General features: G+C 70.2%; 19 protein-coding genes. 1 reads left to right on the top strand and 18 read right to left on the bottom strand.

The window, feature by feature from the left end:
* The 18 genes from G6O68_RS18815 to G6O68_RS18730 all read right to left on the bottom strand — a co-directional run bounded on the left by G6O68_RS18815 (position 1) and on the right by G6O68_RS18730 (position 12,286).
* Positions 1-273, bottom strand: a complete 273-nt coding sequence (locus G6O68_RS18815; RefSeq protein WP_165250181.1) for a P27 family phage terminase small subunit — start codon at positions 271-273, stop codon at positions 1-3.
* Entirely contained in the window at positions 261-953 is a 693-nt protein-coding gene (locus tag G6O68_RS18810) for a hypothetical protein (RefSeq protein WP_165250180.1), read from the bottom strand. The genes G6O68_RS18815 and G6O68_RS18810 overlap by 13 nt, the downstream gene beginning before the upstream one ends.
* 104 nt (positions 954-1,057) lie before the next feature.
* Positions 1,058-1,435, bottom strand: coding sequence for a hypothetical protein (locus G6O68_RS18805; protein ID WP_165250179.1), 378 nt, complete (start codon positions 1,433-1,435; stop codon positions 1,058-1,060).
* A gap of 61 nt (positions 1,436-1,496) precedes the next feature.
* Positions 1,497-1,832, bottom strand: coding sequence for a hypothetical protein (locus G6O68_RS18800; RefSeq protein WP_165250178.1), 336 nt, complete (start codon positions 1,830-1,832; stop codon positions 1,497-1,499).
* The gene (locus G6O68_RS18795; protein WP_165250177.1) at positions 1,829-2,551 is read right to left on the bottom strand and encodes a hypothetical protein; all 723 of its coding nucleotides are present in this window, start codon (positions 2,549-2,551) and stop codon (positions 1,829-1,831) included. The genes G6O68_RS18800 and G6O68_RS18795 overlap by 4 nt, the downstream gene beginning before the upstream one ends.
* Positions 2,548-3,285 (bottom strand): hypothetical protein, encoded by a 738-nt coding sequence (locus tag G6O68_RS18790; RefSeq protein WP_165250176.1) that lies wholly within the window; start codon positions 3,283-3,285, stop codon positions 2,548-2,550. The genes G6O68_RS18795 and G6O68_RS18790 overlap by 4 nt, the downstream gene beginning before the upstream one ends.
* The gene (locus G6O68_RS18785; RefSeq protein ID WP_165250175.1) at positions 3,285-3,566 is read right to left on the bottom strand and encodes a hypothetical protein; all 282 of its coding nucleotides are present in this window, start codon (positions 3,564-3,566) and stop codon (positions 3,285-3,287) included. The genes G6O68_RS18790 and G6O68_RS18785 overlap by 1 nt, the downstream gene beginning before the upstream one ends.
* Positions 3,567-3,657: 91 nt before the next feature.
* Entirely contained in the window at positions 3,658-3,894 is a 237-nt protein-coding gene (locus tag G6O68_RS33295) for a helix-turn-helix domain-containing protein (RefSeq protein WP_261345603.1), read from the bottom strand.
* A 313-nt stretch (positions 3,895-4,207) separates the two neighbouring features.
* Positions 4,208-4,693, bottom strand: a complete 486-nt coding sequence (locus tag G6O68_RS18775) for a hypothetical protein (protein ID WP_165250173.1) — start codon at positions 4,691-4,693, stop codon at positions 4,208-4,210.
* A gap of 194 nt (positions 4,694-4,887) precedes the next feature.
* The gene (locus tag G6O68_RS18770; RefSeq protein ID WP_165250172.1) at positions 4,888-5,220 is read right to left on the bottom strand and encodes a hypothetical protein; all 333 of its coding nucleotides are present in this window, start codon (positions 5,218-5,220) and stop codon (positions 4,888-4,890) included.
* Positions 5,221-5,395: 175 nt separating this feature from the next.
* A complete protein-coding gene (locus G6O68_RS18765) occupies positions 5,396-5,917 on the bottom strand; it encodes a hypothetical protein (protein WP_165250171.1) in 522 nt (173 codons plus the stop codon).
* Positions 5,918-6,330: 413 nt separating this feature from the next.
* Positions 6,331-7,923: a DEAD/DEAH box helicase gene (locus G6O68_RS18760; protein ID WP_165250170.1), complete on the bottom strand. Its 1,593-nt coding sequence runs from the start codon at positions 7,921-7,923 to the stop codon at positions 6,331-6,333.
* Positions 7,920-9,278 carry a hypothetical protein gene (locus tag G6O68_RS18755; protein WP_165250169.1) on the bottom strand — a complete coding sequence of 453 codons (1,359 nt, stop codon included), beginning with the start codon at positions 9,276-9,278 and terminating at the stop codon, positions 7,920-7,922. Before G6O68_RS18755 ends, G6O68_RS18760 begins: the two co-directional genes overlap by 4 nt.
* Entirely contained in the window at positions 9,257-10,180 is a 924-nt protein-coding gene (locus tag G6O68_RS18750) for a bifunctional DNA primase/polymerase (protein ID WP_165250168.1), read from the bottom strand. The genes G6O68_RS18755 and G6O68_RS18750 overlap by 22 nt, the downstream gene beginning before the upstream one ends.
* Positions 10,177-10,644: a Rad52/Rad22 family DNA repair protein gene (locus tag G6O68_RS18745; protein ID WP_165250167.1), complete on the bottom strand. Its 468-nt coding sequence runs from the start codon at positions 10,642-10,644 to the stop codon at positions 10,177-10,179. The genes G6O68_RS18750 and G6O68_RS18745 overlap by 4 nt, the downstream gene beginning before the upstream one ends.
* A gap of 94 nt (positions 10,645-10,738) precedes the next feature.
* Positions 10,739-11,398 carry a hypothetical protein gene (locus tag G6O68_RS18740; protein WP_165250166.1) on the bottom strand — a complete coding sequence of 220 codons (660 nt, stop codon included), beginning with the start codon at positions 11,396-11,398 and terminating at the stop codon, positions 10,739-10,741.
* A gap of 62 nt (positions 11,399-11,460) precedes the next feature.
* On the bottom strand, positions 11,461-11,922 hold the full coding sequence (locus G6O68_RS18735) for a hypothetical protein (RefSeq protein WP_165250165.1): 462 nt from the start codon (positions 11,920-11,922) through the stop codon (positions 11,461-11,463).
* Between the two features lie 37 nt (positions 11,923-11,959).
* A complete protein-coding gene (locus G6O68_RS18730; protein WP_165250164.1) occupies positions 11,960-12,286 on the bottom strand; it encodes a hypothetical protein in 327 nt (108 codons plus the stop codon).
* 405 nt (positions 12,287-12,691) lie between these two features.
* Here G6O68_RS18730 and G6O68_RS18725 point away from each other — a divergent pair, with 405 nt between their 5' ends.
* Positions 12,692-13,153 (top strand): hypothetical protein, encoded by a 462-nt coding sequence (locus G6O68_RS18725; protein WP_165250163.1) that lies wholly within the window; start codon positions 12,692-12,694, stop codon positions 13,151-13,153.
* Positions 13,154-13,500: the final 347 nt, after the last annotated feature.

Raw genomic sequence — 13,500 nt, 5'->3', positions numbered from 1 at the left:
TCAGCTCCACAGCTCGTCGGCCCGGACGTTGAGGGCGAGAGCCCGTTGCAACGCCGCGTCCCGGATCGGGATGTATGGATTCGTTATCGGGTTGCCCGTCCTCGGATGCTGGACGATGGACCCGTTCGCGTTGACGTTGGCCGCCGCCTCGCGGTACTCGACGAACGCCGACGCGTACGCCTCGGCCACGTCGACGCGCTCGCCCCGAGCCACAAGCCACGCCTTGACCCGCTTCCGCTCGTCCTCGACGCCCTGGCCCGTCACTTCGTCCACGTCTTGAGCCCCCCCGCGAACTTCACCGGCTCGCCGAACGCCTTGACGCCCTGGAACATCTCCAGCGTGCGGAATTCGTAGGATTGCGAGGTCTGAGACACCGCCTCGACCTCGGCGTGCGTGTAGGCCCGGGAGAGGGCCGGCATCGAATCCTCAACCGCCCCGACGAGGTCGAACTCGGGGCCGCCCTCGGTTAAGTCGAATTGCTCGAATCGCGGGTTGTAGTTGAGGTTGAACGAGCCCCGGATCAGGACCCGGAAATCGTCGTTCCAGACCCGCGACATTTTCGCGTGATTCCGGCAGACCCGGACCCCGTCGTCCCCGAACCGCTCGCGCCATTGCTCGACCGCGACGTATGAGCGTTTTTCGATGGCAGAGTCGACCATCAGCCGGCCCGAGAGCAGCTCGCTTTGGGCCATGAGGCCGCGAATCGCCCCGACGTCGTAATCCGAGACCGCGAACGCCCAGACCGACAGATGAGCCGGGCCGATTTGCTCCAGCGTGTGCAGGATGCAGTCGAGGAGGCTGAATTGCCCCCGCGTCAGCGAGAAGACGTGCATGCCTTTCGTGATGGGCCCGATCGTCTCGGCCGCAGACCGGAACGATTCCGAGACCCGCCGATGATGCGAGACCCGATCGCCGACCGCCCGCAACAGCTTGTCCGACCGCGTTTCGCCCATGACGCCCGCCGCATGGCTGGAGGAAAACAAGGGAGGGACGGCCGCCGCCCCAACGGCCGCGAAGCCCCCAACGCGAACCGTAAACGGCCGCCCCCCCGCTTGTGTCAGGCGCGGTAGCCGTACAGGAGGACTACCGCGTTGTTGATCGAGTCGTCGTAGCCAGGCAGGGGAACCGGCGTCGACTGGCCGCCCGCCGGATCGGTCGAGAGCGGAGTCGTGGTGCGCGGGAGCGGCGAGAGGATCAGCTCGTCGGCCGAAGCGCCGAGGAACTCGGAGCCGTCCGGCACGACGACCACGGCCGCGACGATCGGCGAGACCTCGGCCTCGGGATCGAAAGGCTTGGTCGTCACCGTCAGCTCGCGAGAGTCGGGATCCCAGAACGCTTCGGGCTCGACGTCGCGAAGGCCGGGAGCCTCGGCCGGCGTCTCGCCGGGAGGGACCAGGGCGAGGAGGTCGATTTTCGGACCGAGAACCCATCTCATGCAGACGACCCCTTTTCGTTTCGAGCCGGGAGGAAGTACCATCGCGCGACCTTCCTACGCTTCACGGCTGCCCCGGAGGGCCGCCCGCTTTTGGGGAGAGCGTCCGGCCCATGCCCGCCCTCGCCGCCTCGGCCTCGGCCGCCCGCAGGTCGCCCGCGAAGGCCCGCGCCGCTTCGATCTCGCCCTCAGCCTTGACCATTCGGAAGGCCGCGAGGAGGAGGTCCGACGAGGAGGAAGACGGGGCCGACCGCCCGCCCTCAGTGGTAGGAGCCGGGACCGTCGCCGGGCCCGCCTTCCCCCTCGTGAACCAGAGCACGCCCACGAGCAGCAAACAGCCGCCGAGGCTCGCCAGGACCGCCACGGCGGCTCCCAGCAGGATCCAGTGTTCCCACGTCATGCCGCCGCCCCCTTCCGCCGCAGGAACGCGAGGAGGAGCAGGCCGCAGACGACCGTGAGGCCGAACGCGAGGCCGCCGCAGATCGCGACGCCCGCCCAGAGCCAGAAACCGCCGGGAATGCCGAGGCCGCCGCCGACGAGGTCGGGAGGCTTGATGCGGTCCGGGGCCGCAGGCTTCGAGGGCCCGCCGTCCGGCTTGCACGGGGCCGCCGCGTCGGGAGGCTTGGCCGCCTGCATGACCGCCCGGACCTCGCCCGCCGTCGCCTCGTCGCTCGCCCGGATCGTCGTCCGCCCGTCGAGCTTGCCGGCGTCGACGCCGTTCGCCATCGCCCCGGCCGGGTTGACCGCCGCCGGCCGAGGAGTCGCCAGGGCCCGCTTTTGGTCCGCCCACCGCCAGCCCAACCCGCCCGCATCGTCGACCCAGCCCCGGACCCTCGCCTCGGCTTGGTTGATCGTCACGAAATACCAGCCCATCGCCCGGCCGCCCGGGTCGCCGTCGACCGGGGCCGCCGACCACGTCTGTTCATCGACCGACCAGATCAGCCGCTCGCCGTGGAGCCAGCCGTAAACGGGCACCGCCGAGCCGTTCAGCTCGACCAGGTGCCAGGCTTTCGCGTTCGGGACCTCGGGGGCCGACTGGCCCGCGAGCACGACCGCCAGCACCGCCGCCAACGCGCCCAGCATGTAACCAGCCCCCAGGAAAAGAAGATCCCGCTTCATCGCGGACGCCTCAGCAAGACGAGGAGACCACCGGACACCGCCGCCCCGTTCAGAACGGCCGCGAGGGCGAGCCCGCCCGCCGCAGCCAGGACCGGCACGTTCACCGAACCCTTGAGCCAGAGCAGCACGACGACCCAGCCCGCCGGCCCGTCGACGATCCGTTTCGCCAGCTCGTCGCGACTGACCCAGACGTATTCGCCGGGAAAGTTGTTGTCGACGATGCAAGCCATCTCGGAGTCGAGATGGATAAGCGAAACCATGTGGTGAATGTTCGTGCCGTAATGCTCGCCGAAGTTCCAGGTGATGCCGACCGGGATGCCCTGCCGGTTGTAATGCTCGATCACCGCGAGCAGCTCGGCCGCGTCGCCCTCGGCCTGGAACCACGCCGTTTCGAGCCCGGCGTCGCGGAACAGCCCCTCCAGCTTTTCCGGGTAGTACCCGCCGGGCCGCTCCTTGGCGAGCCGCCAGACGTTCGAGCCCTTCCCCTCGGCGAACTCCGGCACCCCCTGATAAAGCCCGTCGAGCGTGTTGGACGCGACCACGCAGAGCCCGGCCCCGTCGCTGCCCCCCTCGTTCAGGATGTGCAGCCAGGCCGGGACCGCCGCGTTGGCCCGGACGCCCCGATAGACCGGCTCCGAGGTCCAGACCTCGCCGCCGTCCTCTATCGACTGGCCGCGAGCCGCCGCGACGACCAGGGCCGACCACAGCACCGCCGCCGCGAATCGAACTCGCATCAACGCCCCCGCACCGCCTCGCGGTTCAACTCGTCGAACAGCCGCGCCCGCCGCTTCTTTCGCGTCTCGGGCGGGGCCGGAGCCGGCCCGACCTCGTCGTCGGGCCGCCCCTCGCCGTCGTCCTCGGCCGGTTCCGGCCTCGGATCGACGAGCGGATTCGGCTTCATCGCCGGATGGTCGTCATACCCCGATTGATGGCAGCCCATGCAGACCCGCCGCTCGCCCTCGGCCATCGGCCGGAGCCTGCCCGTCGGCCTGCCCGTCTTCGGGTCCAGGATCATGTGCGGGCAGATCCGATCCGGGACGAACGAGTCGGCCGGGAATACGGGGATGAATCCCTCCCCCGTGACGACGTCGACGTCGGGGGACCAGTCAGACCAAGCCCCGGCCGGCATAGTGAGCCCTCGCATCCTCGGGGATCGCCGCGAGCCGCCGGCAGACGGTCGACTTGGCGACGTTGAAAACCTCGGCGATCACAGAGAGCGGGATGCCCTGCCGCCGCATGGACAACATGCTCAGATCCCTCGCACGGTCGATCTCCTCGGGACGCCACCGCCTACGTTGCGGCTTGGAAGCAAGAACGCTGACCCCCGCTTTCGTCGCGAGCATCGTGAAAGCACCCCTATGGAACACGAATGTCCGATCGGCCTCGAACGGGGCGACGCAAGCCGTTCAAGCGTCACCAGATAAAAAAATGTTCGAGCGTTCCGCAGTACTTGGGCCGAGGTCCCGACGCCGTCCCGGCGCTGATTCCGGAACCGGGCCAGGAAGGGGGAAGACAATTTGCCCTCGCAATTGCCGGGAAATTCGCGATCGACTTACCTCCGGCGGTCTGCGTCTCCCGCTTTTCAACATATTCACAACCCCCTATGTGAAATCTGCATGCATGCGCATTCTGCCGGGCAAAGTGCATGCATGTAAATCAGCCCGGCCAGCCCAGGTCGTAGTCCCCGCCCGCCTCCATCAGCCACGCCGACGTCTTGCGGCCGCCCGGCAGCTCCAGCTCGACGCGGAACCGCCATCGGTCCGGCAGGTACTCGACGATCGCCCCGTCCAGCAGGGCGGGGAGGATCCGTTCCAGCCACGCCGTCGAGTCGACCCAGAACGCGGGCCCCCAGCGGTTGGCCTCGCGGAGCCACCGCACCTGTTCGAGCCTCGGGCGCTCGTCCTTCCGCTTGACCTCCAGTTCGAAGTGCCGGCCGTCGGGGAAGCAACCGAAGAGGTCGGCCGCCCCGGGCTCGCCGGCCCGGAAGACCCGCGACCGCTTCGAGCCCGGCAGCACGAACTTCCCGGTGTTCCGCCGCTCGACGCGGCAGCCCTTGGCCCGCAGCAGGTCCCGGCACGAGGCCAGGACGTCGGCCTCGGGGGCGGGGGGAAGCTCGATCCGTCTCGTCTCGCGTCTCGCCATCGCCCCCTCAAGGTTCGAGCCCGTCGAACAGCGGCGTGGATTCCTCGCGACGCCGCCGCCTCGGCCGTCGCGAGGGCTCGTCGTCGAGCCGGTCGAGGAATGACAGCTGTCCCGGCAGCGGCACGTGCCCCGACGGCCCGATGGGGTCCGTCGAGGCCTGGCGAGGGCGGCGGACGGCCGGTTCGAACGGGGCGTCAGAAGAGGGAAGGGCCCGCCGCGTGCTTGCGTCGGCCTCGGCCTTTCGCTCGGCCGCCGACCTCCACGACGCGAGCGGATGCGGCCCCCTCCACCCCGCCTCGATCAGCCGCTTCGTCAGGGACACCGCCCGCCTCCTTCCCGTATCCGTTCGTCGCCCTTCCCATCTCCCGCTCGCGGAGCCAATCCGCCAGCGTCTCCGAACCGCAGAAGTAGTTCCGGGAGGCGATCGCCTCCTCGATGCAGGCCCGCGCGTCGTCGTCGAGGTCCGGGTCCGTCCAGGTCAGGCCCCGCCAGCCGCGCGTGAAGTCGGGCGGCGCTTCGTCGTTCACGGCGGCGGCTCCTTCCTCGCGATCCAGCCCAACGCGATCCAGAACGCCGCGACCCAAAGCCAACCCGGCATCGCTCAGTCCTCCCCCAGGGCCTCGTCCGCCCGCCCGGCCGCCACGCACGCGGCGACCATCAACGCCGCGACGATCCACGCCCCCGCGGCCCCCAGCAGCGCCGTCACGCCGCCACCGCCTTCCGCGACGGCTCCCACGACGCCACCCGGAACGAATCGCCCCCGGCCCCTTCCAGGGCCCGCCGCAGCTCGTCCTCCGTCCAGAGCGACGGCTCGTACAGCAGCACCCCCGACGCGGACCACGCGTCGAACGCCGGCAGGTAGGACGTCCACGACCGCCCGTCCGGGCCGCGCCGCTCGACGGGGCGGGGGATCCAGGCGCCCTCGACCACCAGCCGGCCCCCCTCGACGTCCAGCCCGCAGTCCCGCCGCAGCGTCCCCTCGTCGACCCGCTCGCCCGGCCCCGCCACCATCCGATGGATCAGCCCGGCCCAGCCGATGCACGGCCGCCCGTCCCCGTCCGTCTCCAGGTAGTCCGCCGCCACCGCGTCCGGGGCGATCGGCACGGCCGCCGGCACCACCCGGCCGTCCCCGTCGCGCTCGAACCGCAGCCGGTGCACCTCCATCACCAACGGCGCCGTCCCCTCCAGGACCACCCGGACCGATTTCGCGTCTAATGAGAGCACGAGTCTATATCTCCTCATGGGTGTCGATACGGGCGGCTTTCCCCTGCGGTATTGGGTTCCGGCCCCCGGCTTCGTGTCCGACGATCTCCGGCTTTGCAGACGCTACGACTCGCTTACCGTCCAGCTTTTCATTCACCGACTCACCGCGTGTCGACCGGGACGTAAGCCGCTTGCGGGATCGAGTACCCGCCCGTTGCCCGGAACCCCCGTAGGGGAGCTGGTTTCGCTCGTCGATTCGGCCGCCCTGCGATCGGCCTCGCGTCACTCGGGGAGGTTCCAACCCGATGCCCGCCTCCGTGGCTTGCGCTTAGGGAGGATCACCCGGCCGTTTGACGGAAGGCCGGGGCCACCGCCCCGCCGCGACGCGCGGCGAGGTCGTCGAACTGTCCTCTGCTGCGTTGCACTGCTTTGGGTCAGCCCCGGCCGTTGAACAGCTCGTCCAACTTCGCCTTGGCCTCGTGGAAGCTCATCGCGCGCGCCAGCTCCGGCGGCACGTCCTTCTTGATCAGCCACGTCACCTGCTTGGGCGTGGCGAGGTTCTTGTTCCGTCGCTCGACCATCACGTCGAGCAGCTTGGACGCCCGGCGGCGGCTCAGCTTGTCCGCCTCGACCACGTCGAACCCGGCCAGCCGGGCCACCTGCTTGGGCGTCGCCGGGTCGTGCACGGCCGCCGAGGATCCCCGGAACGAGATCCCCAGCGTGTCCGCCATCGCCAGCGGGTCGTAGGAGACCCACCGCATGTCGATCTTTCGTGCCTTCGCCTTGACCCGCACGGCCTGCCGCCGCGTCGCCTCTTCCTTCGCCTGCCGCGACGCCTCGACGACGTCGATCGCGCCGGCCGAGGCCTCGATCAGCTCGTTCAGGACCTCGGCCTCGTCGTCGCCCCGGTCCGACCGGTCGAACAGGTCGGCGGGCCGGACCAGATCCATCGAGTCGGTCAGCCACGCGAAGTCGACGAGGAGGCAGTCCTCCTTGCCGGGGGCGAGCCGCGTCCCGCGTCCCACCATCTGCGAGTACAGGGCCCGACTCTGCGTCGGCCGGCACAACGCGATGGCGGACGTCCGGGGGGCGTCGAAGCCCTCGGTGAAGAGCATGCAGTTGCAGAGGATCTGGAGGTCGCCCTCCTTGTACGTCCGGACCTTCGCCTCGCGGTCGGGCGAGTCGCCCCACACGTAGTCGGCCCTCAAATTGAGGCTCTGCAGCGCCGTCGCCATCGCCGAGGCCGAGCCGCAGTCCGGCGTGAACACGATCGTCTGACGGTCCCCCACCTGGTCGCGGACCGCGTTCGCCAGCGTCTCCACCAGCGGCCCGATCCGGTCCTCCAGGTCCGTCGCGTTGAAGTCGCCCCCCGTCGTCCGGATCCCCCGCAGGTCGACCGGCGTCTCGCACCGGACCACCTTGAGCCGCGACAGGTAAGGACCGGGGGAGGGGGCCGTCATCGCGTCCCAGATCGTCATCTCGTACGCGACCGACTCGAACACGTCGGCGATCTCGTCGTCGTCGGCACGGTCCGGCGTCGCCGTCACCCCCAGCACCTTCGCCCGGCGGAAGTGCTTCAAGATCCGTTGGTAAGTCTCGGCCGTGGCGTGATGGGCCTCGTCGATCACGATCAGGTCGAAGTGGTCCGGGTCCCACGACTGGAGCCGCTTCCGCCCCGAGAGCGTCTGGACGCTCGCCACCACGCAGGCCGGGTCGAACGCCGACCGCGCGTAGCTCTCCGCCCGTTCGACGCCCGGCATCACCCCCACCCGCTCGATCGTGTCCGCCGCCTGCGTGATCAGCTCGGCGCGATGCGCCAAAATCAGGACCCGCCCCCCCCGCTCGACGACCCGGCGGACGATCGTCGCGAACAGCACCGTCTTGCCCGTCCCGGTGGGGAGGATCACCACGGTCGACCGCTTCCCCGCCAGCGCGGCGCGGGCCGCGTCGATCGCCTCGACCTGGTACGGCCGGGGGGAGAGCGTGTTCTCGCCGAGTTCCGGCGTCGCGAGGAGGGTGGCGTTCATCGGGCCAGATACCCCCTCCCTCGGCACATCGGGCAGTCGCCGAGCATCGGGACCGTGCCGGACCCGTCGCAGCCCCCCTTGTCCACGGCCGGGCAGGGGTGCCACCGGTCGGGGTGCTCGACCTTCAGCAGCCGGGCGACCGAGAACGCCACGAAGCCCCGGAACGCCGTCCCCTTGAAGACCTCCTTCACCGCTCGGCCGTGGAAGTCGACCAGCTTCCGACGCATCGCCTCGAAACGCCGGTAATAGAGCGCGTCCCGCTTGAACCGGTCGAGGCTCAGCCCGGTCAGCTTCGAAGTCAGCGGCAGCCGGGCGAGCCACTCGTCGTCGGGCAGCTCGTCCGCCTTCGCCGCCCGCTCGGCGTGCTCCTCCTTGATCGCCTCCAGGTCCGTCGCGTCCTCGCCCGGATCCTCGACCGTCACCAGGGCGTCGGCCGGGATCACCCCCTTCGCCCGCAGCCGCTCGACCGCCGCGTCCTCCCTCGCCTCGCCGTTCACCACCGTCCTCGGCGGGGCCTTCGGCTCGGGGGCGGGCTCCGGCTCCGGCTCGGCCTTCGGCTTGGGCCGGTCGAGCCCCAGCTCCCGCTTGGCCTGCGGGATCGTCTTCTCGCCCCGCTTGACCGCCTCGAACGTCTGGGGAGAGGTTTCCTCGATCCGCTCCGCGTCGTGGACGTAGCCTTTCGAAACTCCTAGGGCCTCGGCCGCTTCGGCTTGGGCGTTCGCCATCGAGTTACCAATCTTGGTAACTCGATCCTTGGCCTCTTCGCCGCTGTACTTGAGGTTGGCGATCGACCGCTCCCGATACTCCTCCCCCAGCCGCTTCTTGACCTCGACCGCCAGGGCCGCCCGTTGCGAGGGCGTCAGGTCGCGCCGGACCTCGTTCTCGGCGAGCACGAACGCGAGGGCCGACCCGTACTCCCCGCTCCAGTCCTCGACGTCGAACGGGACGCCGACCTCGCGATACGCCCGGTAGCGGTGCCAGCCGTCGAGTACCGCCTCCTCGTGCAGCACGACCGGCTTCATCGCCCCGTGCTCGCGGACGCTCTCGACGAGCTTCCCGTACACGTCCGGCGTCATGTCCGGGAACATCGCCGACAGCTCGTGCCGGACCAGCTCCGTCCCGTCCCAGGGCCTCGGGCTCGCCGGCCGTCCCACCACGATCGAGCCCGCGGGCTCGCCGTCGCCGGCGATCCGGACCGCGACCGCCCGCCAGGCGAGCCCGTGCTCGGCCATCGCCGCCCGGATCGCCGCCTTCTCCCCGTCGGCCTCGACCACGCCCAGCAGCCTCGCCGAGCCGTCCGCCATCCGCCGGTACGCCGCCCACCGCTTCGCCTTCATCGCCGTCGCGCTAGACATGACTCCCCCAGGTCTTCGAACGCCTCCCGGTCCGTCGCGTACACGCCCAGCGCGACGGCCAGCTCGCAGAACCGCAGCTTCAACCCCGATCCCGAGTCGATGTACGCGCCGGTCTCGACGTGGATCGCCGCCGACGGGTGGGCGTCCGGCCGGTCGATGGCGTGGCACGGCAGCCACGTCCCCGAGGGCCGCCTCTGCGGCTCGCCCACCGTCCGCACGCCCCACGACCTCGCGACGGCCGGCACGTCGAGCCGGGCGACGACCTCCCGCCAGGGGATCCAAGGCCCTGGAGCCCGCCCCGGCGCGTTTCGGGAGGGGCGGGCCGCGACCGGGGCCGAAACGATCGGCTCGACGCGGGCCGCCTCCGGGGCGAGCTGCAGGACCCAGGCGGGGCAGGGGGCCGGCTTCCCCATCCCCAGCGGCGAACGCCGCTTGTCCAGCCACCGGTAACGCCGGCCCGTCTTCGGGTGGATCGACGGCGGCGCCAGGATCAGCGAGCGGTCGCATAGCCGCTCGATCGCCGAATGCCCGCCGTCGCCGCGCCAGAGGAACGCCTTGGGCAGCGGACGCCCCTCCGTCGGGACCGCGAACCAGAGATGCCGACCGCCGCCCCCCGAGTGGCTGGCCCACGTCGGCGGGACCGGCCCCATCGCGTCGAACCGCTCGGCCGCCTCCGGCCCGTCCAGGTCGATCACCAGCAGGCCCCAACGCCGGCCCGTCATCACCTGCACGTTCGAGGTCTCGAACCGGTCGAACGCCCCGGCCGGCAGCGGCTTCTCCCAGAGGTCCGCGAACCGGACCAGCGGCCGTTTGGCGTCCGTCCGGCTCGGCAGCGGGTTGAACCCCCGCGACCGGTAGAAGGCCGCCCAGCGGCGGCACTCGGCGACGTCGAGCGGCGTCATCGCCGGCCCTCCTTCCGCGCCTCGGCCTCGGCCGCGAGGATCCCCCGCACGAAGTCCGGCACGCCGTCCTTGTACAGGTAGCGCCCCACGCCGAACTTCACCGCCGCCCGCTTGAACGCGTCCGTGAACGCCGTCTTCTCCTTGTCGCTCGCGTCCGGCGTGGCGCTGAGGCCCCCCACGTCCTCCTTCACGACCTCCCGGCCGTCCGGCAGCCGGACCGTCAGCACGCACTTCACGCCCAGCGGCGTGACCTCGTAATGGTCCGACCAGTTCCACGGGCCCAGCACTTCGTCCAGCCGGTTCATGACCGTCCGGGCCGTCACGTAGTGGAACCGCTCCCCCTTCAGTTCCCTCGACCGCACCGCGTCCCTCGGGAACGGGGCCGCCAGGTACGCGAAGATGGTGTGGTTGCTCGGCGGCTTCCTCGCCGCCTGGATCTCGCCCCCTTCGTCGACCTCGTCCATCGCCGTCGCCTCGCAAGATGGTGGGATCGTGGACCGCCCCCGACGCGGCCCGGCTCAATCGCCCGGGCCGCGTCGAAGATCCGCCGGCCGAACCTCAGGAGACCTCCGCGTCGATCGCCACGACCGACTCCTCGACGTCGGCCGGCTCGGCGGCCGGCGGGGACGCGTCGGCCTCCCGGACCTCGCCCCGGGCCGCCCGGCACTTCGGGCAGCGGCAGCCCGAGACCGCCGCCGCCCACCCCCGCGCGTCGACGTCGACCGGCTCGAACCCCCGGGCCTTGAGCGCGTCCCGCACGCCGTCCGCGATCACCCGGAGCACGCCGTCGGGGCCGCGCTCGGACTCGACGTCCGGTCCGGCGGGGGCCCGCTCGGGGGCCGGATCCGGGAGGGGGAGCGACGAGGACCACGACGCCGGCGCGATCGCCAGGTCGCCGTCCGCGTCGAGGTAGGCCGCGTACGGGCCCTCTTCCCCGGCCCGGAAGAACAGCACGACCTTGCCGTCCTCCAGCACCGGGCCGATCCGGTCGTCGAGGGCGACCGCCTCGGCCGCGAGCGGCTTCCCCTCCTCGGCCACCGGGTCGAGCGGCGCCATCGCCGCCTCGATCGCCGGCTTGCAGACCCGGGCGTACTCCTCGGCCGCCCTCGCCGTGCACTCGGCCTTGGTCCGGGCGTACCGCTTTTCATGCTCCCGGATGCGGTCCTCCAGCTCGGCCCGTGCGCGCAGCATCTCCGTCAACGACTTGCCGTCGTTCATGTTCAACTCCTCGGTGGTGATGGATCAGGGAGGTCGGTTCGGACGAGGGGCCGCCGGGCCGGTCAGGCCGGGGCGACGGCCGGGGCGACCCGGGCGACGGCCTCGCCCAGGTCGAGGCCGAGCTGGTCGGCCGCGTAGACTACGTGGGCGAGCGTCACCGCCAGGTGGTCGGCGGCCGCCGCCCGATCGCCCCGCCGGAACGCCGCGAGGGCGCGCCCCAGCGATCGGGCGGGGAGGGTCCCCATCGAGGCGTACGCCTTGAGGAAGCTCCCCTCCGGATCGCCCCAGGCGGCCGGCGTCATCCGCAGCGAGGCGGGGGATGTGTCGATCGCCCGCAGATGCTCGGCGAACCCGTCGAGGGCCGCCGCGAACGCGAGCAGGCGCGTCGGGAACTCCACGGTCCCCGCCGCGTCGAACGCCGCCGCGCGGCGAACGACCTCGTCGGACGCGAAGTCGTCGGGGAGCCGGAACCCGTGGGCGAGGTCCCGCAGCTCGGCGTCTACGGATTCGGGCGTCGTCTTCATGAGGCGGTTCCTCGGTGGGGCGGGGAAGGGGCCGGGCTCACCAGCCGGCCCGGTCGTTGGCCGCTTTCGCGGCCTGGTGGAGTCGTCGGGCGTGCCGGTCGAGCACCCGGGCGGCCTGCTCCGGTCGAGGCGAGGGCGGACCTTCGACCGCCCCGCGACCACGCGACGCCCGCTCCGTCCGGAGCCGGATGAACTCGGCCGCCGCCGCCTCGGTCGTCATCCACTCCCGCCCCACCTTCCACGCGTGGAACGGCGTGTCCGGGTTGTGCCGCCACCGATGCGCTGCGGTGATGGTCAGGCCGATCGACGCGGCCACCGCCTTGAACGGCTGTAGGTCTTCCAGCGGAGGGACGGGCGGGATCATGGCTCCCTCGTAATAGACGAGAAGAAACGTGGTGTATGCTCCCGACAACTCGTGAGGATTTATCCGGACTTCGCAGGTTGGAGATCTGCATCACGCCGGTAAGAGTCGGAGAGGCGTCGCGTAACTACGTCCGAGATGGATTCGCGGCGGACGACGGCCTCGACTCGGACTTGTTCGTTGAGGGCAGGCGGTATGAAGGCGGTCAGACGCTCGCCATCACGAGTGACGCGGATCTTCCCTCTCGCGGCCATCGCTGACCTCCTTGGTTAGCACGTGAGAAAGTGCTTACTTTGATTGAGATACAGGATAACCGCCGCAAATTCTGAGTCAAGCTGGAAAGTAAGCACTTTCTTACTTCCGTATTTACTGTTGACCGTCCAAGGGGTTATGGCGAAACTAATTGTCATGGCGAGAACGAAATCCCACGCCGGAAAGCTGAACGTCAGACTTCCGCGAGGTCTGAACACCGAGTTTCGCACGTGGATCCAAGAGGTTGCCGACCGGCACACCTACTTTGGTCGCAGGCTCGGCGTCGAGCCTTGCGTCGGGGCTCTTGTAGAGTCGTTCTTATCGATGACGTCCGCCGAGCGCGAGGAAGTGCTGTCGAAGTGGCTTCCTCGGCTGGAAGTGCGTGAACGGGCGGAACATCAACCGGCGGACGACATAGTCCCAGAGGTTTCGCTCGAAGAGGCATCCGACGCCGATCAGGCTATTCAGGATGCGCAACCCGCGATGCCGCGTTCAACCGTGACTCGCTACTCTCGCGAGTTCCCGGACCCGCCGGAGGACGCAGGGCAGGGGCTCCACGGCGACGACGCGCCCGCTCGGAAACCGCGCAAGGCTCCAGCCCGCAAGCGCGGGAGTTGACTCCACCGCCCAGGCCCACTCCTCGGCCGACGCCTCGCAAACCTCCTGCTCGTAGACCTCCCCCTCGATCACCGTCCGGATCCGCGCGAATTCGAGTCGCATCGCCCCGCCCTCCGCCGCCCCATCGTTCTGCGGCAAGAATACTGTACGGACGATCAGTGATCAAGCGGCCTAAGTCGATTTCATCCTTCGTCGAGTGCTTTCAGGTCTTAGGGCCTTAGATTGCCCATTTTGCCTATTCTTTACCGTCCGCCTCTCCGGCTCTTGTGTATCAGTGCCCGCCGTGTTCTATTTGGATAGGGTGATCCTCAGCAGTCCGAATCGGGAACTCGGCTCGCGTAGCCGTC

The organism is Paludisphaera soli (assembly GCF_011064595.1).
Lineage (GTDB): Bacteria > Planctomycetota > Planctomycetia > Isosphaerales > Isosphaeraceae > Paludisphaera > Paludisphaera soli.
This window is presented reverse-complemented; position numbering and strand designations above follow the sequence as displayed.